Raw genomic sequence first — 25,001 nt, forward strand, 5'->3', positions numbered from 1 at the left:
ACATTCATTGCCGTCTTTTCTTTATACAATTGAATATGTTTTCGAGCTTGACGGCCGCTGTGTTCCTCTTGGGAACGCTGTTGTGCCGGTTCTGGCTATTTCTTTGATGCCATAGGGTCTGAGGAGATCGATGATGGCTTCTATTTTGTCTGATTCCCCCGTTACTTGAACGACCAGGCTGTCCCGGCTGACATCTATGATGGCAGCCCGGAATGGTTCAATGACGCCCTGCACTTCCATTCTGACTGCCGGTGCAGCGATCACTTTGATCAGCGCGAGTTCTCTTGCAACGATTGATTGATTGGTAATGTCCTGAACCTTCAGCACGTCGATTTGCTTGTTAAGCTGTTTTGTAATTTGTTCTACTTCTTTTTCGTCCTCAACATGGATGACGAATGTCATGCGGGATATGCCTTCAATTTCTGCATGCCCGACTGTGATGCTTTCAATGTTATAGTGTCTTTTCGTAAAAAGTCCGGTAATTCGGTTGAGTACGCCGGACCGGTTGTTTACGGTTAATGTCAATATTCGCTTCATTCCTTAACACCCACCATTTCATGCAGTCCTTTTCCTGGCGCAATCATTGGATACACATTTTCCATCTGGCTTACATTTACGGAAATCAGGACTGGCTCTCTGGATCTAAGCGCTTCTTTAAAGGCAGGGAAATCACTTTCAGTCTGAATATTCAGTCCTTTCATGCCATACGCTTCCGCAAGTTTCACGAAATCAGGCTGTGATTGAAAGACCGACTGGGAATATCTTTCTTCATAGAAGATTTCCTGCCACTGCCTTACCATTCCAAGCACGCCGTTGTTTAAAATAATGACCTTTACTGGAAGGTTAAGTTCGTGAATAACAGAAAGCTCCTGAAGGGTCATTTGGAATCCGCCATCACCAAGGATCGCCGCAACAGTCGCGTCTTTTTCAGCAAGCTGCGCCCCAATCGCCGCCGGAAGTCCAAAGCCCATTGTTCCAAGCCCGCCGGATGTGACCCATCTGTTCGGCCGCTGCATCCGGTAATACTGAGCCGCCCACATTTGATGCTGTCCGACATCAGTAGTTACGATCGCTTCTCCATCTGTCCATTCATGAATCAATTCAACCATGTGCTGCGGCTTCAGCTCTTCATTTGAAGGCTTATACCAGAGAGGCAGCGTCTTTTTGTTTGTTTGAAGAGCTCCATACCACTCATCATGCTCGCTTCTTTTCCCGTTTTGATGAATGAGCTGTTCAAGAACCAGCTTCGCATCCCCGACAACCGGAATCTGCGTTTCGACCACCTTGCCGATTTCGGCTGGATCAATGTCGATATGAGCAATGACAGCCTTCTTAGCAAAGTGATTTAAGTTCCCTGTCACCCTGTCGTCAAACCGCGCTCCCACGCTGATCAGCAAATCGCAGTCATAAAGCGCCATATTGGCGGTATACGTACCGTGCATCCCTGCCATTCCGAGGAACAGCGGATGATCTGCCGGGAAACTGCCAAGTCCGAGAAGGGTGCTTGCAACCGGAATTTGCTGCTGTTCTGCATATTCTTTCAGCTTGTCGCTTCCTTTAGCGTGAATAACACCTGCACCCGCGAGAATCACTGGTTTTTTAGCACGGCTTACAGCTTCTACAAGCTTTCTGATCTGGAGGTAATTCGGCTCTGTCTTCGGCTGATATCCGGGAAGGTGTACAGGTTCGTCATAGTTGAAAATCCCTTCAGCTACAGCGATATCCTTCGGCACATCTATCAGTACTGGTCCCGGTCTGCCGGTTGTTGCAATATGGAATGCTTCTTTGATGATGCGCGGAAAGTCGTTGACATCCCTTACTTGATAGTTGTGCTTTGTAATCGGCATTGTAATTCCGAGTATATCCGCTTCCTGAAAAGCATCGGTTCCAATTACAGAAGTCGCAACCTGTCCGGTAAAGACAACGAGCGGAAGGGAATCAATCATCGCGTCTGTGAGTCCGGTAATTAAGTTTGTAGCTCCCGGTCCAGAGGTGGCGATTACGACTCCGGGTTTGCCTGAAACCCTTGCATAGCCTTCTGCTGCATGAATGCCTCCCTGTTCGTGTCTCGTCAAAACGTGAAACATGCCTGAACTGTACAGCTTGTCGTAAATCGGAAGGACAGCTCCTCCGGGGTAGCCGAAAATCACCTCTGTGTTTTCCCGTCTAAGAGCTTCAATCATCATCATGGCACCGGACATCGTTTCCGTACACTTGGCAGAATCAGCGTCCAATTGTACCTTCATATTCATCGATTTTTGCCTCCTTTTTTCCCGCTATCATCTAAAGAGCCCTGCTTCTCTAGTTACTATTGAAGCTTTATCCAGCGCAAGACTGGTCTTTTTGCCTTAAAATCCACATAAAAAACCTTCCCGCCCCAATATTGCCCACTAGTTGTGAGTCAAAGGGGCGAAAAGGTTTGAAAACACTTTTCGCGGTACCACCCTTGTTCATGGCCTAAAATCAGGCCACCTTATGAAAGCTTAAAGCTTTCTTTTGGTAACGGGTGGTGTGAAAAATAGCACCCGGCTGATCCTACTCTATTTCAAATCAGCACTCAGAGGCGAGTTCACGCTGGAAGGGAACACCGGCTTTCAGCAGCCGCCGGCTCTCTGTGGATCCTTGTTTCCATTGCTACTTATCCTCTTCAAAGTTTTCACTTATTAACTTACACTTAAGCTTGAATTGCCTGTTTCAACTTTCACGCCGTCTTCAATGACTTTTTTCCTGAATTGCTCAAGCAGGCGGTTTGTGTGCTCGCCCGGCTTGCCGTCACCGATTTCCCTGCCGTCTACCTTTACAACGGCAATGACTTCTGCTGCTGTTCCTGTCAGGAAAACCTCATCAGCTGTATACACATCGTGGCGGGTAAATGGTTCTTCCCGCACATCATAGCCAAGTTCTGCCGCGATTTCGATGATGACGTTTCGCGTCACTCCTTCAAGAGCGCCAAGATATCCCGGCGGAGTCAGGAGTTTGTTATTTTTATAGATAAAGACGTTGTCTGCAGATCCTTCTGCGACATAGCCCTGATCATTCAGCATGAGCGCTTCGCTTACATTTGCCAGATGAGCTTCAATTTTTACAAGAACGTTATTTAAATAGTTGAGTGATTTTACTTTCGGACTGAGAACATCCGGACGGTTCCGTCTTGTAGGGACTGTCACAATATCAATTCCTGTTTCATAAAGATGTTTAGGAAAGATTGAGAGCGGCTCTACTATAATGACGACATTTGCCTCTTTGCATTTATATGGATCAAGCCCAAGATCTCCTACTCCTCTTGAGACTACCAGTCTGATATAAGCATCATCCAGTCCGTTTTTCTCGACCGTTTTCACTGTCAGGTCTGTAAGCTCTTCCTGGGTGTACGGCATCGTGAGCAAAATGGATCTCGCTGATTCATACAGTCTTTTCATGTGCTCTTTTAAACGGAAGATGTTGCCGCTGTAGACTCTGATTCCTTCGAAAATCCCGTCTCCATACAAGAATCCGTGATCATACACCGAAATCTTCGCATCTTCTTTTCTTACAAATTCCTTGTTCAAAAAAATCCATTGGTCACCCATAAAGAGCACACCTTTCTTTTAAAGTCTAAACGCGTTAATCAGCTGAATTCCAGTGTGTAAAAAAAATCCTTATAACGTTAGTTATGGACTCTTTTAAAAGATATAAAGTGATCTTGCTGCCGCAGCTAAACGGCCTGTTATGTTTTTCTTTTAATGAACCTCACATGTTCATGTAACTTATATTTGAGCCTATCTTACGCCCATTAAAAAGCGGTGTCAACCGTCTTTTTTGGAATTGTTAGATAATTTAGATTTGTTTAATAATTTGTATACGCTTACATGCCTGTCATTATAGGAATTGTGTTTTTGAAAAATTTTTTTGAAGTTTTTTTCTGTGAGATTGTCTGACAGGGTTTTGGGTGATTTCAGCTGGGGAAAAGGAACTTTTTGAGGGTGAATCCGGAAAGGGATTCTTGATGAAAACGCGTAAGGTGCTGAGGGAAAATTATGAACATTTTTTGAACAAATGGGAGATGGCACATTTACCCGTTCCCTTTCGCTCCAGGAACTTGCTTTCCGCGGGGAGGGCCGGGAGCTTCCTCGCTGCGCTTGCGGGATCTTCAGTGCTCTCTTTATCCCCCAGAAAAGCGGAAGCGCCCGTTTTGCTCCGGCAGTCAGATAAGAAATCACCCGAAAAGTCCGGGTTTGACTTTTTGGGGGATTTTGTTCTGACAGAGGAGTTGGGCGCTGCAGCTGGACATGGAGTCAAGTGCCTTCCGCTTCAGTCCACTGTTGTTTTACGCATAAGTCAGCGAAATACAGAAAACAACAAAATCAAACAAAAAAACTTCTTTCATTTTCAGAAAGAAGTTTGTATGTATAAAGTATGGCGTCCCAGGAGAGATTCGAACTCCCGACCAACGGCTTAGAAGGCCGTTGCTCTATCCACTGAGCTACTGGGACATGTTTTTTGTGACAATCGCGATTATGTATCAGCGACATTTCTTATTATATGTGCGATCAGCTATAAAGTCAATAACTTTTTCTAAAAAGTTTTGAAAGAGGGAAGAAATTCCCCCTTTCCTTTTTAAGACAGCTCAAACCTCTGCGCCATGCCTTTTACAGGCGTTCCGTCCTGCTGATAAAATGTTACAGCTGCCGACCCGTTTTGTATTTCTAATATAACATATGTTTTTTCGATGCGCATCCTCGGCAGCCTGATGCTGCCAGGATTAATGAAGAGGATGCCGCCGGCAGATTCTGCGCCTGCAACATGGGAATGCCCGAAACAGACAATCTTTGCACCGTGGTCCTCTGCGGCATATTTCAAGTTCATCAGTGTGGACTTCACATTATGCATATGGCCATGCGCAATGAAAAAACGGAACCCGCCTGCTTCTTCAATCAGTTCCTCCGCATATTTCTGTTCATAATCGCAGTTTCCCCGGACTGAAACAAAGCCCTGCATAGAAGGGTGATCGGCAGGCAGCTCTGAATCGCCGCAGTGAAACATCGCTTCTGTTTCAGATTCATGCCTTTTTCTGATCTCCTGAAGCTCGTCTGTCAGCCCGTGGCTGTCGCTGATAATAAGAACCTTCATCACTCATAACTCCCTGTAATCAGGCTTGGAGCAGCTCTGACAGCTTCTTTAGAGCCGCTGCCCTGTGACTGATTTTGTTTTTCTCTTCTTTTGTCAGCTCGGCCATTGTTTTTGCTTTATCCTTGACGAGGAAAATCGGGTCATATCCGAACCCATTTTCTCCAGCCGGCTCTTCTGTTATATACCCTTCGACAGATCCTTCAACCGTCACCGTTTCCCGTCCGGGCTCAGCAAGTGCAAGTGCACAGCGGAATCTTGCGGTGCGCTCTTCCTTATCTGCGTCCTTGAGCTCAGCCAGCACCTTTTGGATATTGGCAGCATCATCTTTTTCCGGACCTGCATATCTTGCCGAAAAAATACCCGGCTCTCCGTTCAGGTAGTCAATCGACAATCCTGAGTCGTCAGCAATCGCCATTTTTCCGTAAAGTCTCGAGATTGCCTCAGCTTTTAAAATGGCATTCTCTTCAAAAGTCGAACCCGTTTCCTCTACATCAGGTGCATCATCAAAATCAAGCAGCGAGATGCAAGTCAAATCGTATGCAGAAAGAATCGTCTGAAATTCAAGAAGCTTTCCTGCATTTTTTGTGGCAATAATGACTTCCTTCATCAGGTTCATTCCTTTCCGTTCTTTTGATCCGCAATTTTAAGGGCTAAATCACCCAGCGCTTCCATTTGGATCGTAACCAAAGACTGAATTCCTTTTTCTGCTAGGTTTAAAAGTTCATTCAGCTCTTCGCGAGAGAACGTTGCCTCTTCGCCTGTTCCCTGCAGCTCTACAAATCGTCCTGACCCTGTCATGATGACATTCATGTCCACTTCTGCAGATGAATCTTCAATATAGTTTAGATCGAGAATCTCGCCAAGCTTTGAATCCATGCCGACAGACGTTGCAGCAAGAAAATCTGTGATTGGCAGCGAACTGATTTTCTTTTCTGACAGAAGCTTTCCAAGAGCAATCGTCATGGCCACAAATGCACCTGTAATGGATGCTGTTCTTGTACCGCCGTCCGCCTGAATCACATCACAGTCGATCCAGATTGTACGCTCGCCAAGCTTGTCCAGGTCTACCACTGCGCGGAGAGCTCGTCCAATCAGGCGCTGAATTTCCATTGTTCTGCCGGTAATTTTCCCTTTTGAAGATTCTCTGATCGTTCTTTGTTCAGTTGCCCGGGGCAGCATCGAGTATTCTGCTGTAATCCAGCCTTTACCTTCTCCACGCATAAACGGGGGCACACGGTCTTCAATGCTGGCATTGCAGATGACCTTTGTATCTCCCACACAGATCAGAACAGATCCTTCCGGGTGTTTCACATAATCTGTAACTATTTCTACTCGTCTGATTTCATCTTGCTTTCGTCCGTCATGTCTCATTATGATTCCTCCGATCATTCCTGATCCTGATTGATTTGCTTTTTCGTTATATGTATAGGGCTTGTCCCGGCTTTATTCAAAAAAGATATAAGGTCCGGAGGCAATAAAGAAGAGGCAGTGCTAAAGACTACCTCTTCGTTTCACTTTATAGTATATCAAAAATCACCGATTAAAAACTACCTGTGTTGACATTCACTGGACGCGCAACAGGTTCTGTCATCTTTTTGCCGTCCTCGTTTACAAGGTCTGCCTTGCCGTCCACTGTCAGCACAACGTTTTCAATTCCCGCCTGCTCAGTCAGAGACAGAACAAGTGAATTTACGACGTGGGAGGATACCATCTTTTTCTCTTCATCCGCACTTCCGTAAATGGATTCGTTAAAATTAAGCGTGACCGTTCCGTCTTCAAGCTTAGGCTCTTCCAGCAGCTTCACATCTTGTGAAAAATCACTGAGGAGCGCAGTATTTGCGGACGGCCCTTCTGTCAGTTTTTTTACAACAGCGGCAATCGGATCTTCTTCATCATTGCTCACGCGTGTTGTAACAGGCACATAATACGTCTTGTCGTCGTGCTGCGCTGTATAATAAACCGTAAGCGGTTTTGTATCTGTAATATCCATGACGCCTGCAGTATCCAGGTTGATGCCGTCAGCTCTGCTCAGCTCGCTGCTGATCGGCGTGCCCCCTACAGGCATTTCGTTTTGCTCATGGCCGTTAATCATGATTTTGACGGTTTTGACAGAATCAAACTGAGTAAGCGTCCATGTGATTGACTGAAGAATCTTCAGCTCATCTTCTTTTTGATAATTTTTAAATTCTTTTGAAAAATCAACAACGGCAACGCCGTCTTTCACATTGACGCTGACCTGTGTATCCTGCGGAATAACCGCTCTGAATCCGTCAGGCAGCATATTTGTCACAGGCCCGCCTTCAACAAGGTAGTCAAGCACCTGCTTTGCTACGCCTTCCTGCTTTGGCAGATCAAATGTCTGGGCGACGACAAGTCCATTGCTGTCAATTAAATATAACTGCCTGGAGTATGTTTGTGCCGCCTCTTCCCCTTTTTTCCCTTCTGCTGTTGTTTTCTCCTCTTTTACTGTTTCTTCAGCAGCTTTATCTCCTTCATCCACATACGATACGTCTTGTGGAGGATCGATTTCCTTGGCCTTCTCCCCGCCGAACAATCCGCAGCCGGACAATAACAGCGCCGAAGTCATTACAGTAGCAGCAATCTTCACGTTTCTCTTTTGAGACATACATTTCCCTCCTAAGGCAGTTTGTACTACTATGTATACGAGCTGTTAATTGAATTAGACCGAAATCAGGAAGAAATTTTTAATAGAGCGTGAGAGGAAAGAAATTGACTGCTGTAAAACAAGTTCTTGATGAAATGAATGTAAAAAAAAGAGTCTGGGAAAAAACATGTTAGTAAGGTTAGAGTCGGAAGATTAATAAAAAACATTTTTTGATGTCATTTCTTGAGACAACGCCACAAATGTGGATCAACTTCCGATTAAAGTGGCACCACTCTGGCGAATGACGCCACTAATGTAGATCAACTTCCGAATAAAGTGGCACCACTCTGGCGAATGACACCACTAATGTGGATCCACTTCCGATAAAAGTGGTACCACTCTGGCGAATGATGCCACAAATGTGGACTTACCTCTTATAAAAGTGGCAGCACTCCGTCTGTATCAGCAAAATTAAGTATCTATTTCTAATTCCAGTTGTATGGTCCAACACCATAAAAAAAAACCGAACTAGTTATACCCTAGTTCGGTTTTAGATGGCTAACATATTTATGTCACAGCCTCTGCCTTAATTAAAGCGCAATAGACTGAACATTTTTCACCGGCTCTTCAAACAGCTGCGAAGCGATGCGCTGGAAGAGATCCTTAGATCCGGTTGTCAGGAAGAGGTGGTGGTTTTCCTCCTGCGATTCATTCAATGCTTTCTTATATGACAGGATCGTACTTACCTCACGGGCAGTTTCGTCTCCTGAACTGATAATCTTTACTTTTGGTCCCATATAGTTCTCGATCAGGTCTTTAAGAACCGGATAATGCGTGCAGCCGAGAATCAGTGTATCGATCGGATGGTCCTTCAGCGGAAAAAGGGAATCCTCTACAATGGAGACCGCATAGTCATTATCAAAGTCCCCGCTTTCAACAAGCGGAACAAATGCCGGACAGGCAAGGCTTTCAACCGTCACTGACTTCTTGATGGTCTTCAGAGCCTTTTCGTACGCGCCGCTTGAGACCGTGTTTACCGTTCCAATGACGCCGATGCGGTTGTTTCTTGTCACTTTAATGGCTGTGCGGGCACCCGGGAACACAACGCCGACAACAGGAATATCAAGCTCATCCTGAATTTCCTGAAGGGCAATGGCTGTTGCCGTATTGCACGCAATCACAAGCATTTTAATATGATGGTTAGAGACGAGGTAATTCGTCATCTGCCATGTAAAAGCCCGAACCTCTTCAATCGGTCTTGGACCATAGGGACATCTTGCTGTATCACCTAAATAGATGATGTCTTCATTTGGTAGCTGCCTCATAATTTCCCGTGCAACGGTCAGGCCGCCGACACCGGAATCAATGACGCCGATTGCTCTGTTCAAAAAATCGCCTCATTCTTCTCTCATTTCTAGGTGCAGTTTCGTCAATGAGCTTTCAAGCTGAATTATTTCCTGCATATCATAATTTCTGATTACGTTTTTTAAGTATTCTTGCCGCTTATGAATGACTTCTTCGATAATGCGCTGGCCTTCTGCCAGAAGGTGCACTCTTACCACTCTGCGGTCATTTGGATCTTTCACGCGCACGACAAGTTTGTTTTTCTCCATCCGGTCAACCAGATCAGTCGTAGTGCTGCATGCTAGGTACAATTTGTTGGATAATTCACCGACTGTCATGTCGCCGTGTTCAGAAAGCCATTGCAGCGCCACAAACTGAGGCGGTGTAATCGGGAATTGACTCAGGATCTCCCGGCCTCTCTGCTTCACCATCACAGAAATATGCCTTAAGGATTTTTCCAGGTCAGCCACCATTTTATCACTTAATACATCATTATGAACTGTCATCAGCAACCCTCACTCATTTAATCTGACCGCACGGAGCAGAATGTACACTAGTATTGTGCGTATCATATCCATTTTCTATGTTTTCACACAAAAATGCAAGTTTGATATTTTAGCTGACAGTCATTTCAGGAAAAAATCCCGGCAGAAATAATAACCGGCCAGCCTAGAATAAGGTCAGCCGGTACGTATTAGAGCTCAAGTTCACCCATACGAAGAAGCTCAACAACTGCCTGTGATCTTCCTTTTACTCCAAGCTTTTGCATCGCATTGGAAATATGGTTCCGAACTGTTTTTTCACTAATGAAGAGCTCGCCCGCTATTTCTTTCGTCGTTTTATCCTGTACTAATAATTCGAAAACTTCTCTCTCTCTTTTCGTGAGTAGTGGCTTTGATTGAAACTCTTTCTCTTTCAAGAATGGTAACCCTCCTTGCTAGGTGCGAGCCGGTCTAACGAATGGGTATAAGATTAGTCAACATATAGTATGTGCACTCTGTATTGGCGGTGACTGTTACTTTAGCTGATTCGTGAAATTCGGTGTCTATTTTTTTATGTGGCAAAGACCTCAGAACCTATGAGCATTTTCTTTTCCGCATTCAGAAATGGTACACTTTTTCCATTGTATTTCGATATCTGCACAACGGTTCCTCGTCCTGTAAAGCAGACTTCCCTTTTTTTATTTACCGCGCAGTAATGGAGCTCGGCAGACGAATTTCCAACAGATGCAGCTTTGACAAACAGCAATAGTTCCTCATCAAAAAACACCTGCCTGATGTAATCGCACTGGATGTCGGCGACAACAGGAATCAGTTCCCCGTCCTTCTTCAGCCAGTTCTCCATCAGACCTGCATGTTTAAAAAACTCGATCCTCGCTTCTTCAAAATATGCAATTGGAGCTGTGTTGTTCATATGCCCGAACATATCTGTTTCGGAAAAGCGAACCTTTAAAGGATGATGAAAAGCAAATGTATCCTTCCACTCCTGAAGAGGCATTGTGATATATGGAATTTTGTTCATGGCTGTTCCTCTTTTCTTTGATGATATGTAAAAAACACCTCTTATTTAAAGAGGTGTTTTTCTTCTTACTGCTTAGACTTGATCGCTTCCGAAGAAATTGCGGAAGGCCTGGAACGTTGTATCTCTGTTCAGTGCAGCAATAGAAGTCGTTAAAGGAATTCCTTTAGGACATGATTGCACGCAGTTTTGAGAGTTTCCGCAGTTTGCAAGTCCTCCGTCACCCATAATCGCTTCAAGACGCTCGGCTTTGTTCAATGAACCTGTTGGATGAGCGTTAAACAAGCGAACCTGTGAAAGAGGAGCCGGTCCGATGAAATCAGAATTACTGTTAACGTTCGGGCATGCCTCAAGGCAAACTCCGCACGTCATGCATTTTGAAAGCTCATATGCCCATTGGCGTTTTTTCTCAGGCATACGGGGGCCAGGTCCAAGGTCGTATGTTCCGTCAATCGGAATCCACGCTTTTACCTTCTTAAGGGAATCAAACATTCTGCTGCGGTCAACCTGAAGGTCGCGCACAACAGGGAATGTCTTCATCGGCTGAAGGCGGATCGGCTGTTCAAGCTGGTCGACAAGTGCTGTACATGACTGGCGCGGCTTGCCGTTAATCACCATAGAACAGGCTCCGCATACCTCTTCAAGACAGTTCATATCCCAAGTGATCGGCGTTGTTTCTCTACCCTCAGAATTCACAGGATTCCTTCTGATCTCCATCAGCGCGGAGATCACGTTCATATTCGGACGGTAAGGAATTTCAAATGTTTCATCATAAGGGGCGGCACCGGGCTCATCTTGGCGAGTAATAATAAAACGAACTACTTTCTTTTCACTGTTCATTTCTTATTCCCCCTTTTTCTTCTTCGAGTAGTCGCGTTTGCGCGGTTCGATTAAGCTGACGTCCACTTCTTCGTAGTGGAACTTAGGAGCAGCAGTCAGACCGGCAAACGTAGCCATCGTCGTTTTAAGGAAGTCTTCATCATTTCGTTCAGGGAATTCAGGCTTGTAATGCGCTCCGCGGCTTTCGTTGCGGTTATAGGCGCCCAATGTCACGACGCGGGACATTTGAAGCATGTTCTGAAGCTGGCGGGTAAACGTAGCACCCTGGTTGCTCCATTTCGCCGTATCATTAATATTGATATTCTGATAGCGTTCAATCAGCTCTTGGATTTTCTCATCGGTTTTCAGAAGCTTGTCGTTGTAGCGGACAACCGTTACATTGTCAGTCATCCATTCGCCAAGCTCTTTATGAAGCACGTAGGCATTTTCAGTTCCGTCAAGGTTCATGATGTTCTGCCATTTTTCTTCTTCCTGCTTCACATGAGCGTCATATACAGCAGATGAAAGATCTTCAGCAGAAGCATCTAAGCCGCTGATATAGTCAACCGCTTTCGGACCTGCCACCATTCCGCCGTAGATGGCTGAAAGAAGGGAGTTCGCACCAAGACGGTTTGCGCCGTGCATGGAGTAATCACATTCTCCCGCAGCAAATAAGCCGGGAATATTCGTCATCTGATTATAGTCAACCCACAGACCGCCCATTGAGTAATGAACAGCAGGGAAGATTTTCATTGGAAGCTTGCGCGGGTCATCACCCATGAATTTTTCATAAATTTCGATGATGCCTCCAAGCTTAATGTCAAGCTCTTTCGGATCTTTATGAGACAGATCAAGATAGACCATGTTCTCGCCATTGATGCCGAGCTTTTGAGAGACGCACACGTCGAAAATTTCGCGTGTTGCGATATCACGCGGAACAAGGTTTCCGTATGCCGGATATTTTTCCTCAAGGAAATACCATGGCTTCCCGTCTTTATACGTCCAGACGCGTCCGCCTTCTCCGCGGGCTGATTCACTCATCAGGCGAAGCTTGTCATCTCCCGGAATAGCTGTCGGGTGAATCTGAATGAACTCGCCATTTGCATAGTGAACGCCCTGCTGATAGACGATGGAAGCTGCTGATCCCGTGTTGATGACAGAGTTTGTTGATTTTCCGAAGATGATTCCAGGTCCGCCCGTTGCCATGATGACAGCGTCGGAACGGAATGACTTGATTTCCATGCTTGTTAAATCCTGACCGGTGATACCTCTGCATACACCATCGTCATCGACAACGGCTCCAAGGAATTCCCAGCCCTCGTACTTTGTAACAAGACCTGCCACTTCATAGCGGCGGACCTGCTCATCAAGCGCATACAGAAGCTGCTGACCTGTTGTTGCACCGGCAAATGCCGTGCGGTGATGCTGCGTTCCTCCAAAACGGCGGAAGTCAAGAAGCCCTTCCGGTGTACGGTTGAACATGACACCCATGCGGTCAAGCAAGTGAATGATTGACGGAGCTGCCTCGCACATCGCTTTTACAGGAGGCTGGTTGGCAAGGAAATCCCCGCCGTAAACTGTATCATCAAAATGCTCCCAAGGAGAATCGCCTTCTCCTTTTGTATTTACAGCGCCGTTGATTCCGCCTTGTGCACAAACGGAATGAGAGCGCTTAACTGGTACTAACGAAAATAAATCTACATGAACGCCGGATTCTGCTGCTTTGATGGTTGCCATCAGGCCTGCCAAACCGCCTCCGACGACAATAATTCTACCTTTACTCATCTGGCCCACTCCCTTTGATTCTAGTACTCATCAAACAAATGCAAAAATAGTGCTGACTCCAACGTAGGACAGTGCAAGGAAAAGTGCGATTGTCACGTAAGTGGAGATCAATTGTGATCTAGGAGTGACTGTAATTCCCCAGCTCACAGCAAATGACCACAGGCCGTTTGCAAAGTGGAAGATTGTTGATACTACACCAACTACGTAAAAAACAATCATGAATGGATTGCTGAAAATAGAGGCCATCATATCAAAATTCACTTCTGCTCCAAAGGCAGCTGCAATTCTTGTTTCCCACACGTGCCATGAAACGAAAATCAGTGTAATAACACCTGAGATTCTCTGAAGCATGAACATCCAGTTGCGGAAGTATCCGAACTTGCTGACGTTGTTTTTCGCTGTAAACGCAATGTAAATTCCGTAGATTGCATGGTATAAAAGCGGGAGGAATATAATAAATGTCTCCAGAACAATTCTAAACGGCAAGCTTTCCATAAAATGTGCAGCATTGTTAAATGCTTCTTCTCCTCTTGTTGCAAAGTTATTTACAACAAGATGCTGAATTAAGAAGACGCCAACCGGAATCACTCCAAGCAAGGAATGAAGTCTTCGGTTCAAATACTCTCTGTTTCCAGCCATCTCAACATAACCCCCTAGTAATCTTAAAATCTTTTTTTTAATGTTTCTCCTATTCCCCGGCAATCTTTTAAAAAAATAAACATTGTATGATAAAATGTGACAAATTTATTGTACTCCTCACGCGGTACAGCGTCAAGAAAACGTGTTCATAAATTTTAATTTTGTGACAAATCTCTTTTTCAAACAATTTTTATTTTCTTAAAATACTAATCTGGCGCTGATCGGTCAGATAATTTACTTTTATTGCATGTGCCTCATGCCGCATCTTGATATATAATAAAAATCAGAAAGAGGGGAAGAATGTGAAAAAAACGAAAGAACAAATTGACACGGCACAGCTCAGAGATATGCAGGTGCCTGCGTTTGCATATGAACTCCTTAGAGAAGTGCTTATTCCTGACATTTTGGGGAACGAGTCCGCTTCCATGATGTACTGGGCAGGCAAGAGCCTTGCGCGGAAGTATCCGGCAGAATCCATCGACGAGCTGATCGCTTTCTTTTCGCTCGCAGGCTTTGGAAACCTTTCACTTGTACATAAGAAAAAAGACGAAATGGAATTTCAGCTGCAAAGCGAACTGATCCAGGCAAGATTTAAAACGATGAAAGAACCTTCGTTCCAGCTTGAAGCAGGTTTCATCGCCCAGCAGGTGCAGCGCATGAACAAGCAGATCACCGAAACATATGAGCATGTTAAAAAACGTGCGGACAAAGTTCACTTTACTGTGAAATGGGACTACAAAGACATGGAGTTTGAAAACGAATAAAGGACGGGTACTCATGATACCCGCCCTTTTTTTATTTTCATCAAAGCTCTCAGTTGGCGCCAAGGACGCCTGCCGGCTGCTCTGAAAGTTCAAATGCGTCGTGCAGCGCTTCTACCGCTTTCACCATATCAGCATGGCCGACTACCGTTGAAACTTTTATTTCTGACGTGCTGACCATTTTCACCTCAATCTGTTCCTTCGCAAGAACATGGAACATTTCCGCGGCAACTCCCGGGTTTGAGACCATTCCGGATCCTACGATCGAGACTTTGGCCAGGCCGTTTTCAAATTCGATCCGTTCAAATCCGAGTTCCTCCTTATACGTTTCAAGAACGTGCACGGTCTCTTCGACCTCACCTGTTTTAACAGAGAATGAAAGAGAAGCAATCTGTGCGTTTGCTGTACTTTGAATAATAATATCCACATTGATTCCGTGGCTTGCGAGTGTTTTGAAAATGGTGGAAAGAGCCATCAATCCGTTTTGCAGCCCGCAAACCGTCACTTTTGACACCTGATCTTCAAATGCAATGCCTCTTACAATTAAATTCTGTTCCATATCTGTTTCCTCCTCAATAAGCGTGCCCCGTTCGGCTTCTGTGCTGGATCTGACTTCAAGCGGTACTCCGTAATTTTTGGCAAATTCAACTGCACGCGGATGCAGGACACCCGCTCCCAGGTTAGCGAGCTCAAGCATTTCATCATAGGAAATTCCCTCAAGCTTTCTTGCCCCTTTTACAAAGCGCGGATCGGTTGTGTAAACACCCGTCACATCTGTATAAATATCGCATTTGTCCGCTTTCAGCGCCGCTGCTAAGGCAACTGCTGTTGTATCGGATCCTCCGCGTCCAAGAGTCGTAATCTCGCTGCCGTCTGCAAAGCCCTGAAATCCGGCAACAACGACGATTTTCCCTTCAGAAAGCCGTTTTTCTATTTTCTCTGTATCAATTCCGGAAATTCTCGCATTTCCATGGACGTGCTCTGTGCTGATGCCGGCCTGCCAGCCTGTATAGGAAACAGCGTCATAGCCTTTCGCCTGCAAAGCCATTGTCAGTAGAGAGATGGTCACTTGCTCTCCTGTTGAAAGCAGCATGTCCATTTCGCGCTTGCTTGGTTTTTGTGTGATTTCAGCTGCAAGTGATACTAAATGATCCGTTGTTTTCCCCATTGCCGATACAACGACAACAACACTGTTGCCCTTTTGGCTTTCTTCAGCTGCACGGTTGGCAGCATTCATGATTTTCTCCGGAGAACCAACTGATGTGCCCCCAAATTTTTGTACAATTAAACCCATATCGCCTCTCGCCTTTCAAGTCTTATTTGATCGTCAGCAAGTAAAAGGGAGAATCCCGGAAAACGCAAAAAAAGCAATGAGATTCTCTATCTCATTGCTTGCATAAACGAATAATGGAACTTCATTCATACAATGAGATAGCGCTCCAAGAAAAACATCTTCTTGACAATCCTGCGTCTCTTAAACGCAAAACCAGCAAAGAGAAGAAATGGCTCTTTCTTTGCTTCGGCGGCGCTCCCCTTTCACGCGTCTTCAAAGGAATCCATTTTCCTCTGACGCGCTACTCTTGAAGTCCGCACCTCTACCGTCATTTAACGAACTAAACGATCTGATTTATGAAATTAGTTAAAATTTTAGCAAACCTTACTGCTTAAAGCAAGAACATTTTATGCTTCTTCTTTTTCCTGCAGTTTTTCATAGATTAATTCTGCGGTATTTGAAGGCATGCCTGCAGCGATAATGTCCTCAATACTTGCCTCTTTCATTTTTTTCACAGACCCGAAATGTTTCAGCAGGACCTTCCTGCGCTTTTCGCCAACGCCGGGTATGTCATCCAGAATCGATTGAAAAGCGGTCTTTCCGCGCGTCTGCCTGTGGAAAGTAATCGCAAACCGGTGAACCTCATCCTGAATGCGCTGGAGGAGATAGAACTCCTGGCTGTTTCGTTCAAGCTCCACAATTTCAGGCGGACTGCCGACCATGAGGTTGGATGTTCTATGTTTGTCGTCCTTTACAAGGCCTGCTACAGGTATGGTCAAGCCAAGCTCATTTTCAAGCACATCCTGAGCTGCTGCAAGGTGGCCTTTTCCCCCGTCAATAATAATCAAGTCAGGAAGCGGTAGTTCTTCTTTCAGGACGCGCGTATATCGTCTGCGGACAACTTCCCGCATCGACTCATAATCATCAGGGCCTTTAACGGTTTTAATTTTATACTTTCTGTATTCCTTTTTAGCAGGCTTCCCGTCAATGAAAACGATCATGGCCGATACCGGATCTGTACCCTGAATGTTTGAATTATCAAAGGCTTCAATTCTTGCAGGCGTATAAATACCCATTTTTTCACCCAGCTGGTCGATCGCTTTTATCGTTCGTTCTTCATCGCGCTCAATCAGCGAGAATTTTTCTTTAAGGGCAATTTTCGCATTTTCATGTGCAAGCAGAACGAGATCCTTTTTCTTTCCCCGCTGAGGCTGCGTCGCAGTGACTCCGAGAAGCTCAGCAGCCATCTCCCGGTCAACGCTGTCCGGAAGCAGTATTTCTTTAGGAAGAATGTGATTGCTCTTTGAGTAAAACTGGCCGAGGAAGGTTAAAAACTCTTCTTCCGGTTCCTGATAAAGCGGGAACATGGCAATATCCCGTTCAATCAGCTTGCCCTGTCTTACAAAAAACACCTGAACGCACATCCACCCCTTGTCGTACGAATAACCGAACACATCGCGGTCGACAAAGTCATTCATCGTCATCTTTTGCTTTTCCATCGTGGCGTCAATATGGGCAATCTGGTCCCGGAATTCCTTCGCACGTTCAAAGTCAAGGTTCTCAGATGCAGCCAGCATTTTCTTTGAGAGTTCCTCTTTAATCTGCTTAAATCCGCCTTTAAGAAAGCGCGTCATTTCGTCCACCATCTGCCTGTTCTGTTCCTGGGTCACATTGTAGACGCAGGGTGCAAGGCATTGTCCCATGTGGTAGTAAAGGCATACACGATCAGGGAGTGTGGAGCATTTTCTTAGAGGATAGAGGCGGTCAAGCAGCTTTTTCGTTTCCCTTGCTGCCTGCACGTTTGGATAGGGACCGAAGTATTTTCCTTTATCCTTCTTTACATTTCTGGTAACGATCAGCCGCGGATGTCTTTCACCGGTGATTTTGATAAACGGATAAATTTTGTCATCCTTCAGCATGATATTGTATTTTGGATCATGCTTTTTTATCAGATTCAGCTCTAAGATTAGCGCTTCTATATTTGAAGAGGTTACAATGTATTCAAAATCCCTGATTTCACTCACAAGCCGCTGCGTTTTCCCGTCATGCGAGCCTGTAAAATAAGAACGGACACGATTCTTCAGCACTTTTGCTTTTCCGACATATATAACGGTGCCGAAACGGTCCTTCATCAAATAGCAGCCCGGCTGATCCGGCAAAACGGCCAGCTTTTCTTTTATCAATTGCTCCATTGCGGACACTCCATTAATAAGGTTTATTCCAATATTGTACCATTTTCCTGTCTGTGAGTCGTGCGGAGATATGCATGCTAATTTGCAGACGCAGTCAGAGGAGAATTCGTGCCTGTTTTACAGGCAGCGGGGCAATCATTTCCTGAGCAATAATTGACATATTTTTCGAATCGGAGAGGAGCTTTTTCTCCTTTTTGAAAGAGAAACGAAAAACCCAAGCTCGTAAGCCTGGGTTTTCATTTTGAAAGATCCAGCCGAATGATCTCAGGCAGGTTTTCGAATTATGCGTGTTTGTTAAGTAGTTCAGCTAAAGCTTCTTTAGGCTGGAATCCAACCGTTTTGTCTACAACTTCGCCGTTTTTGAATACAAGCAGAGTCGGAATGCTCATAACTCCGTATTTGCCTGCTGTTTCCTGGTTTTCATCAACATCAAGCTTAACAACTTTCACTTTGTCGCCCATTTCCTGATCAAGTTCTTCAAGAACCGGAGCAATCATTTTACAAGGTCCGCACCATGGAGCCCAAAAGTCAACGAGGACTACGCCTTCGCTAGTTTCTGCTGTGAATGTTTGATCTGTTGCATTTGTAATTGCCATTGTAATTTCCTCCTAAAATCGAGTAATAACTGAAGTATAGCATTAAAGAATTGGGTCTGCGAATTTTTTGCTCACATTTACTTTTCCCCAACTTTATGAGGAAAAACATATCCAGACTGGAGAAAATAAAAACACGACGGGCAAGGTCGTGTTTTTATGGTCTTTTAAGAATGTACTTTAAGCTTTTTGAATTCTTCCGTCAGAAGCGGAACGACTTCAAAGAGGTCACCCACAATACCGTAATCGGCCACTTTAAAGATATTTGCTTCCGGATCTTTGTTGATGGCAACAATGATTTTCGAGTTGGACATACCTGCTAAATGCTGAATGGCTCCGGAGATGCCGCAGGCAATGTACAAGTCAGGAGTGACAACTTTTCCTGTCTGGCCGATCTGCAGGGAATAATCGCAGTAATCCGCATCACATGCACCGCGGGAAGCGCCAACCGCTCCGCCAAGAACATCCGAAAGCTCTTTAAGAGGGTTAAAGCCGTCTGTGCTTTTCACTCCGCGTCCGCCTGCGACAATCACTTTTGCTTCTGAGAGATCCACGCCTTCAGTTGCTTTGCGCACCACTTCTTTTACAACTGTGCGAAGATCTTTGATATCAGCTGTTACTGAAGATACTTCGCCGCTTCTTGATTCATCCTTTTCAAGAGGAGCAATGTTATTTGGACGAATTGTAGCAAAAATTGTTCCGTCAGTCACAATTTTCTTTTCGAACGCTTTTCCTGAGTAGATTGGTCGAGTGAACACGGCATTTCCGCCTGTCACTTCTAAATCCGTTGCATCTGAGATCAGGCCTGAACCGATTTTCGCAGCGATTTTAGGCGATAAATCTTTTCCAAGAGCTGTATGGCCAAAAACCAGACCTTCAGGTTTTTCCTGTTCAATTACAGCCAGAAGAGCCTGTGAATAACCGTCAGGCGTATATGTTTTCAGCTTTGCGTCTTCCACCGTAATTACACGGTCCGCACCGTAATGGATCATTTCCTGTGCAAGTGAAGCAACGCTTTCCCCTAAAAGAACAGCTGTTACTTCCCCGCCTTCTGAAATCGTTTTGCCTGCAGCAATTGCTTCAAAAGAAACATTGCGGAGTGATTGATCACGTACTTCTCCGAGTACCAGTACTTTTCGTGCCATTATAGAGTCCCCCTGTTATACGTTTGATAGAAAGTAATTCCGTGCTGGTCCAGATTGTCAGATGACTTTCGCTTCGTTGCGAAGAAGTGATACCAGTTCTTTTACCTGGGCATCAAGCTCGCCCTGAAGCACTTTTCCTGCTTCTTTCTTTGGCGGCATATAAATTTCGATTGTTTTCGTTTTCGGTTCAACGTCATCTTCCTCTAGATCCAGATCATCCAGTTCCAGCTCTTCAAGCGGCTTTTTCTTTGCTTTCATGATTCCAGGCAAAGATGGGTAGCGCGGCTCGTTCAGTCCCTGCTGTGCTGTTACAAGCAAAGGAAGTGATGTTTCGATTACTTCTGAATCACCTTCTACATCACGGACAACGGTAGCCTGATTTCCATTGATTTCAAGCTTAGTAATTGTCGTAACATAAGGAATATCAAGAAGTTCTGCAAGACGTGGGCCTACCTGGCCTGAACCGCCGTCAATCGCAACGTTTCCGCCGAGAATCAAATCTGCATCCTTGTCTTTAAAATATTCAGCAAGAATCTTTGACGTTGTAAACTGATCTCCGTCTTCAAGATCGTCTTCCGTATTAATAAGAACAGCCTTGTCACACCCCATGGCAAGAGCTGTGCGCAGTTCCTTCTCAGCCTCTTCGCCGCCGATTGTCACAACTGTTACTTCCCCGCTGTTTGCATCGCGGATCTGAATCGCTTCTTCAATCGCATATTCATCGTAAGGATTAATAATGAACTCGGCGCCGTCTTCGTTGATTTTGCCGTTTTGAAGCGTTATTTTTTCTTCCGTATCAAACGTTTTTTTCATGATTACATAAATATTCATGTCCATCCCCCTATTTACGTTAAGCATTCAAATTGTATAGAAAAAACGTATGTAACGTTTAATCAGTGACGTTTATTCGCCTTTGAACTGCGGCTGTCTTTTCTCAAGGAAAGCACTTATGCCTTCTTTGGCGTCCGCACTTTCAAAAACGGTGCCGAAATATCCGGCTTCCTTCTTTACTCTTTCATGGTAAGGAAGAGTTTTAGAAGCGTTGATCAGATCAATGGCTGCCGCAACGGCTATCGGACTTTTCGCTGCAAATTTCTTTGCAAGCTTCATTGTCTCTTCAGCGAGAGAGTCTTCAGGAAAAGCATGGTTTGCAAGTCCATAGGACACCGCTTCCGTACCTGAGATCGGTTCGCTCGTCAGCAGCATTTCAAGCGCTTTCGCTTCTCCTACATATTTAGGGAGGCGCTGCGATCCTGCAAATCCCGGAATCAGGCCAAGCTGCAGTTCAGGCAGTCCAAGCTTTGCGTTTTCAGTGACAAGCCTTACGTGGCAGCTCATTGCGAGTTCAAGACCGCCGCCAAGGGCAGCTCCATGGATTGAAGCGATGACCGGCTTTGGAAAGGTCTCGATTCGTTCAAAAAGCTCCTGGCCGTTTGCGGCAAGTCCTGAAAATTCTTCGCCGTTTTTCACTGCCGTAAATTCCTTAATGTCAGCTCCTGCAGAGAAGAAACGTCCTTCTCCGTGAATGACAATAACTCTTACCTCTTTGTTTGATTCAAACTCATCCATCAGTGATGAAAGCTCTTTCAAAACATAGGACGATAATGCGTTTGCGGGAGGTTGGTGTATGGTTACGTCCGCAACATAATCTTCTACTTTGACTTTTAAATAACTCACAGCTCAGGCCTCCTTTTGTGCATGTTGGCGCAGAGGGTGACGCTACACCCTGCCGCAGCCGTTGATTAAAAGTTTGTGAACATTTCCCGCAAGTGCAGGCAGGTCAAACTTCAGGTCGTTCATAACCCAAGTTGTGACTGTTTCGTCAATCGTTCCGAAAATCATTTGCCTTGCAAGTCTTGCATCGAGATCCTCGCTGAATTCAGAGGTATCTTTCCCAGTCTGAATAATGGAGTCAAGGATATTCAGGTACCCTTTGAGTATCTCGTTGATTCTCAGGCGAAGTTCCTTATTGGACTGCCTGAGTTCAAGCTGGGTCACAACAGCCAGGTGATGGTCTTCTGCCAATAGAGAAAAATGCTTTTCTATCAACATATATAATTTCTCCGCAGCCGTGTCTTTTCCTGCTATTTCTTGTTGAATTTTTTCGATGAACACGCCCATCTTTTCCTGAAAGAGGGAGATAAGGATATCTTCTTTGTTCTTAAAATACAGATAGATGGTGCCATCAGCTACTCCAGCCTGCTTGGCAATCTTTGATACCTGTGCGTGATGGTAGCCGTTTTCGGCAATCACGATGACAGCTGCATCAATGATCTGGAGGTATTTTGGTCGTTTTTGCTTCAAAGTTCATTCTTCCTTTCAAATAATGAATGAATCATCATTCATATTTTCATCATAAAATGACAAAGCTCTTCTGTCAAGAAAAAGATGCAGCCCGGCAAAAGGTAATAGAAGTGTCTCTTCATCATAGCGTGAAAAGACCCCCGCAGCAACTCGGGGGGCCGTTTCAAGTTATTCTTGCCTGTTGCAATGTACCCGTTCCCTTTCGCTCCAGTCACAAGATTACCGCAGGGAGTGCCTGGAGCCTCCTCGCTGCGCTTGCGGGATCTTCAGTGCCCTCTTCATCCCATAGAAAAGCGGAAGCGCCCGTTTTGCTCCGGCAGTCAGATAAGAAATCACCCGAAAAGTCCGGGTTTGACTTTTTGGGGGATTTTGTTCTGACAGAGGAGTTGGGCGCTGCAGCTGGACAAGGAGTCAAGTGCCTTCCGCTTCAGTCCACTGGAGTCTAAACAAATAATACGGAGCTGATGATAACTCAATTCGCATTTTTCAGCTTTTCTTTTTCCTCTTCAACTAGAGAGCGCCTCAAAATCTTTCCGACAGCTGTCTTTGGAAGCTCCTGACGGAATTCATAGATTCTTGGAATTTTGTAAGCTGCCATATGTTTGCGGGCAAATTCGTCAAATTCCTGCTCGGTTGCTTCTTCTCCGTCTTTCAGGACGATGTAGGCTTTGACCGTTTCCCCTCTGTACGGGTCAGGTATGCCTGCGACGACCACTTCCTGCACTTTTTCATGCTCATAAAGCACTTCTTCGATCTCGCGCGGATAGATATTGAATCCGCCCGCTATAATCATATCTTTCTTTCTGTCGACAATATAAAAATAGCCTTCCTCATCCATATAGCCGATATCACCTGTAAGCAGCCAGCCATCCTTAATGACGGCAGCCGTCTCTTCAGGCTTTTTCCAATATCCCTTCATGATCTGGGGACCTCTGACAGCAATTTCTCCGAGCTCGTTAAACGCGGCCGGTTTTCCGGTTTCAAATGAGAGGATCACAGAATCTGTGCTGGGCCACGGCACACCGATGCTTCCTTTTTTTCTGTGTGACCAGAGGAAGTTGGAATGTGTAACAGGAGATGCTTCAGAAAGACCGTATCCCTCCACAAGTTTTCCTCCGGTTTCCCGTTCAAATTGCTCCTGAACCTCAACTGGAAGCGGCGCAGATCCGCTTATGCAGGACTCAACGGAAGAAAGGTCATATTTTTTAAGATCGGGATGATTCAACAGGGCGATATAAATAGTCGGAGCGCCAGGAAACAGGGTTGGCTTCAGCTTGTCGATTGCTTTCAGCGTATCTGTCGCATCAAACTTCGGCAGCAGAATCATCTTATATCCCTGCATGATGGACAGGTTCATGACCGCAGTCATTCCGTATACGTGAAAGAACGGCAGGATGCCGAGAACAGATTCTTCGCCGCGCCTGCACTGATACATCCACGATGTGCACATGGACGTATTTGCCACAAGATTTTCATGTGTCAGCATAACACCTTTTGGAAACCCTGTTGTGCCGCCTGTATATTGAAGAAGAGCCACGTCCTCTTTTGTATTCACTTCAAATGTTTCTACTTCCGTGCTCTCCCTTTTCATAATTTCTTTAAACTGGTGTGTATGTCCGCCATGCTCGATTTTGACGACAATCTGGTTCTGTTTTTTCTGCACGAACGGATAGAGCAGATTTTTAGGGAATGGAAGATAATCTTTGATGCTTGTTGCGATGATGTGTTGGAGCCCTGTTAACGCTTTCATTTTTGAGACCCTTGGATAGAGAAGGTCGAGCGTAATGATGTATTTGGCGTCAGAGTCATTCAGCTGATATTCGAGCTCTCTTTCCATATACAGCGGATTTGTCTGAACGACTATTCCTCCGGCAAAAAGGACGCCGTAGTAGGCAATGACTGCCTGAGGGCAGTTCGGGAGCATGATCGATACGCGCTCATCTTTTTTCAGTCCCAGCTCCTGAAGGTAGGCTGCAAGTTTCAAAGATTGTTCATGGACTTCCCTGAACGTCAGCTCCTTTCCCAAGAAGTGAATGGCGGTTTTTGCCGGAAACTCATCTGCTGCTTTTGTAAGATAGGCTTGTAGAGGCAGGTTGTCAAATTCTGTGTAGTGGGGTATTTCGTCAGGATATAGATGAAGCCATGGTTTTTGCACTTCCATTTTCATTCCTCCCTTTGCTGCCATTATGACTTTTGGCTTATATAGAAAGTATACCAAAGATATATTCAGAATATAGAATATTTTTTATTAATTTAACTATATGAAAAAAACCCGGATTCATGTTATGAAATCCGGGTTCTCTTCTGAGACTGGTTTTTGGGAGCGTTTTGTCTGAAGCCGCTCCCTTCCGCTGCAGTCCGCTAATATTTGTTTAAAGCCAATTTCTCGAACTAAATTTAAGCAAAAAAGACCAGAAAGATAATTCCCACTGCAATGAAAAGGCCGCATACGGCGAGCAGTACTTTTGCTAATGTTTCCACTGTTTTCTCCCCTTATATCCCTGCGCCGATCACGTAGGACAATCCGATGGAAATGACCATTGAGATAAACCCTACAGCACGGTTGTCCTTTTGGATTTCATCATCGATTCTGAATTTCGGCGTTAAAAATTCATAGATAAAATAGCCCAGCAGCAGCAGGACGAATCCAAACATGCCCCAGCCGATCATTTCAAACAGTGAATCATGCTGCCCGATGGAAAAACGGAAGACGTTGGCAATTCCGAAGATTTTGCCTCCTGTTGTCATCGCAACGGCCAGATTCCCTTTTTGAATTTCATCCCAGTTGTTGTACTTTGTCACAATTTCAAATATCGCCAAAAAGACAACGATGCATAAGATGACCACGCTGAAATACGCAGCTGTTTGAACGAATTCATTCTCCCAAAATTGATTCATTGAAGATCTCCTAATG

24 protein-coding genes, 1 tRNA gene, 1 riboswitch and 1 other annotated feature are annotated in these 25,001 nt (G+C 45.1%); of the genes, 1 reads left to right on the plus strand and 24 read right to left on the minus strand.

The annotated features are described in order from the left end of the window. Positions 1-21: 21 nt before the first annotated feature. The 15 genes from ilvN to JOJ89_RS15650 form a co-directional block, all read right to left on the minus strand. Complete coding sequence (gene ilvN, locus JOJ89_RS15580) at positions 22-537, minus strand: acetolactate synthase small subunit (RefSeq protein WP_029279266.1); 516 nt, start codon at positions 535-537, stop codon at positions 22-24. Then, positions 534-2,252, minus strand: a complete 1,719-nt coding sequence (gene ilvB, locus JOJ89_RS15585) for an acetolactate synthase large subunit (protein ID WP_029279265.1) — start codon at positions 2,250-2,252, stop codon at positions 534-536. The genes ilvN and ilvB overlap by 4 nt, the downstream gene beginning before the upstream one ends. A gap of 150 nt (positions 2,253-2,402) precedes the next feature. Further along, positions 2,403-2,660: a binding site (T-box leader), on the minus strand. 3 nt (positions 2,661-2,663) lie between these two features. Continuing rightward, complete coding sequence (ilvE, locus tag JOJ89_RS15590; protein WP_029279264.1) at positions 2,664-3,569, minus strand: branched-chain-amino-acid transaminase; 906 nt, start codon at positions 3,567-3,569, stop codon at positions 2,664-2,666. Between the two features lie 827 nt (positions 3,570-4,396). Next, a tRNA-Arg gene (locus tag JOJ89_RS15595) sits at positions 4,397-4,472 on the minus strand. Positions 4,473-4,596: 124 nt separating this feature from the next. Beyond that, positions 4,597-5,109: a metallophosphoesterase family protein gene (locus tag JOJ89_RS15600; protein ID WP_029279262.1), complete on the minus strand. Its 513-nt coding sequence runs from the start codon at positions 5,107-5,109 to the stop codon at positions 4,597-4,599. A gap of 19 nt (positions 5,110-5,128) precedes the next feature. After that, complete coding sequence (locus JOJ89_RS15605; protein ID WP_029279261.1) at positions 5,129-5,716, minus strand: XTP/dITP diphosphatase; 588 nt, start codon at positions 5,714-5,716, stop codon at positions 5,129-5,131. A gap of 5 nt (positions 5,717-5,721) precedes the next feature. Continuing rightward, positions 5,722-6,480 (minus strand): ribonuclease PH, encoded by a 759-nt coding sequence (rph, locus tag JOJ89_RS15610; protein ID WP_029279259.1) that lies wholly within the window; start codon positions 6,478-6,480, stop codon positions 5,722-5,724. A gap of 169 nt (positions 6,481-6,649) precedes the next feature. After that, on the minus strand, positions 6,650-7,735 hold the full coding sequence (locus tag JOJ89_RS15615; protein ID WP_029279257.1) for a GerMN domain-containing protein: 1,086 nt from the start codon (positions 7,733-7,735) through the stop codon (positions 6,650-6,652). A gap of 569 nt (positions 7,736-8,304) precedes the next feature. Then, entirely contained in the window at positions 8,305-9,102 is a 798-nt protein-coding gene (gene racE / locus JOJ89_RS15620) for a glutamate racemase (RefSeq protein WP_029279255.1), read from the minus strand. Between the two features lie 9 nt (positions 9,103-9,111). Continuing rightward, entirely contained in the window at positions 9,112-9,564 is a 453-nt protein-coding gene (locus JOJ89_RS15625) for a MarR family winged helix-turn-helix transcriptional regulator (protein WP_029279254.1), read from the minus strand. A 188-nt stretch (positions 9,565-9,752) separates the two neighbouring features. Next, the gene (gerE, locus tag JOJ89_RS15630) at positions 9,753-9,977 is read right to left on the minus strand and encodes a spore germination transcription factor GerE (RefSeq protein ID WP_029279253.1); all 225 of its coding nucleotides are present in this window, start codon (positions 9,975-9,977) and stop codon (positions 9,753-9,755) included. Between the two features lie 134 nt (positions 9,978-10,111). After that, the gene (locus tag JOJ89_RS15635) at positions 10,112-10,579 is read right to left on the minus strand and encodes an acyl-CoA thioesterase (protein ID WP_029279251.1); all 468 of its coding nucleotides are present in this window, start codon (positions 10,577-10,579) and stop codon (positions 10,112-10,114) included. A 72-nt stretch (positions 10,580-10,651) separates the two neighbouring features. Further along, positions 10,652-11,416, minus strand: coding sequence for a succinate dehydrogenase iron-sulfur subunit (gene sdhB / locus JOJ89_RS15640; protein WP_029279249.1), 765 nt, complete (start codon positions 11,414-11,416; stop codon positions 10,652-10,654). A gap of 3 nt (positions 11,417-11,419) precedes the next feature. After that, on the minus strand, positions 11,420-13,180 hold the full coding sequence (gene sdhA / locus JOJ89_RS15645) for a succinate dehydrogenase flavoprotein subunit (protein WP_029279247.1): 1,761 nt from the start codon (positions 13,178-13,180) through the stop codon (positions 11,420-11,422). 30 nt (positions 13,181-13,210) lie between these two features. Next, positions 13,211-13,819 (minus strand): succinate dehydrogenase cytochrome b558 subunit, encoded by a 609-nt coding sequence (locus JOJ89_RS15650; protein WP_029279245.1) that lies wholly within the window; start codon positions 13,817-13,819, stop codon positions 13,211-13,213. A 347-nt stretch (positions 13,820-14,166) separates the two neighbouring features. Here JOJ89_RS15650 and JOJ89_RS15655 point away from each other — a divergent pair, with 347 nt between their 5' ends. Further along, positions 14,167-14,583 (plus strand): YslB family protein, encoded by a 417-nt coding sequence (locus JOJ89_RS15655; RefSeq protein ID WP_051827337.1) that lies wholly within the window; start codon positions 14,167-14,169, stop codon positions 14,581-14,583. Positions 14,584-14,632: 49 nt separating this feature from the next. Here JOJ89_RS15655 and JOJ89_RS15660 read toward each other — a convergent pair whose 3' ends face one another. From JOJ89_RS15660 to JOJ89_RS15700, 9 genes are all read right to left on the minus strand, one after another. Beyond that, positions 14,633-15,874 carry an aspartate kinase gene (locus tag JOJ89_RS15660; protein WP_029279241.1) on the minus strand — a complete coding sequence of 414 codons (1,242 nt, stop codon included), beginning with the start codon at positions 15,872-15,874 and terminating at the stop codon, positions 14,633-14,635. A gap of 130 nt (positions 15,875-16,004) precedes the next feature. After that, positions 16,005-16,186: riboswitch (Lysine riboswitch) on the minus strand. A 74-nt stretch (positions 16,187-16,260) separates the two neighbouring features. After that, positions 16,261-18,045: an excinuclease ABC subunit UvrC gene (gene uvrC, locus JOJ89_RS15665; protein ID WP_029279239.1), complete on the minus strand. Its 1,785-nt coding sequence runs from the start codon at positions 18,043-18,045 to the stop codon at positions 16,261-16,263. A gap of 281 nt (positions 18,046-18,326) precedes the next feature. After that, positions 18,327-18,641, minus strand: coding sequence for a thioredoxin (gene trxA, locus JOJ89_RS15670; protein WP_029279237.1), 315 nt, complete (start codon positions 18,639-18,641; stop codon positions 18,327-18,329). A 164-nt stretch (positions 18,642-18,805) separates the two neighbouring features. Continuing rightward, positions 18,806-19,783 carry an electron transfer flavoprotein subunit alpha/FixB family protein gene (locus JOJ89_RS15675; protein ID WP_029566825.1) on the minus strand — a complete coding sequence of 326 codons (978 nt, stop codon included), beginning with the start codon at positions 19,781-19,783 and terminating at the stop codon, positions 18,806-18,808. A gap of 57 nt (positions 19,784-19,840) precedes the next feature. Next, positions 19,841-20,614 carry an electron transfer flavoprotein subunit beta/FixA family protein gene (locus tag JOJ89_RS15680; RefSeq protein ID WP_029279233.1) on the minus strand — a complete coding sequence of 258 codons (774 nt, stop codon included), beginning with the start codon at positions 20,612-20,614 and terminating at the stop codon, positions 19,841-19,843. A 72-nt stretch (positions 20,615-20,686) separates the two neighbouring features. Beyond that, a complete protein-coding gene (locus JOJ89_RS15685; protein WP_029279231.1) occupies positions 20,687-21,460 on the minus strand; it encodes an enoyl-CoA hydratase in 774 nt (257 codons plus the stop codon). A gap of 42 nt (positions 21,461-21,502) precedes the next feature. Then, on the minus strand, positions 21,503-22,087 hold the full coding sequence (locus JOJ89_RS15690) for a fatty acid metabolism transcriptional regulator FadR (protein ID WP_029279229.1): 585 nt from the start codon (positions 22,085-22,087) through the stop codon (positions 21,503-21,505). Between the two features lie 472 nt (positions 22,088-22,559). After that, positions 22,560-24,248, minus strand: a complete 1,689-nt coding sequence (locus tag JOJ89_RS15695; RefSeq protein WP_203288308.1) for an AMP-binding protein — start codon at positions 24,246-24,248, stop codon at positions 22,560-22,562. A 332-nt stretch (positions 24,249-24,580) separates the two neighbouring features. Then, positions 24,581-24,985: a DUF350 domain-containing protein gene (locus tag JOJ89_RS15700; protein ID WP_029566828.1), complete on the minus strand. Its 405-nt coding sequence runs from the start codon at positions 24,983-24,985 to the stop codon at positions 24,581-24,583. Between the last annotated feature and the right edge of the window lie 16 nt (positions 24,986-25,001).

The organism is Metabacillus sp. cB07 (assembly GCF_016839225.1).
GTDB classification, from domain to species: domain Bacteria; phylum Bacillota; class Bacilli; order Bacillales; family Bacillaceae; genus Bacillus_P; species Bacillus_P indicus.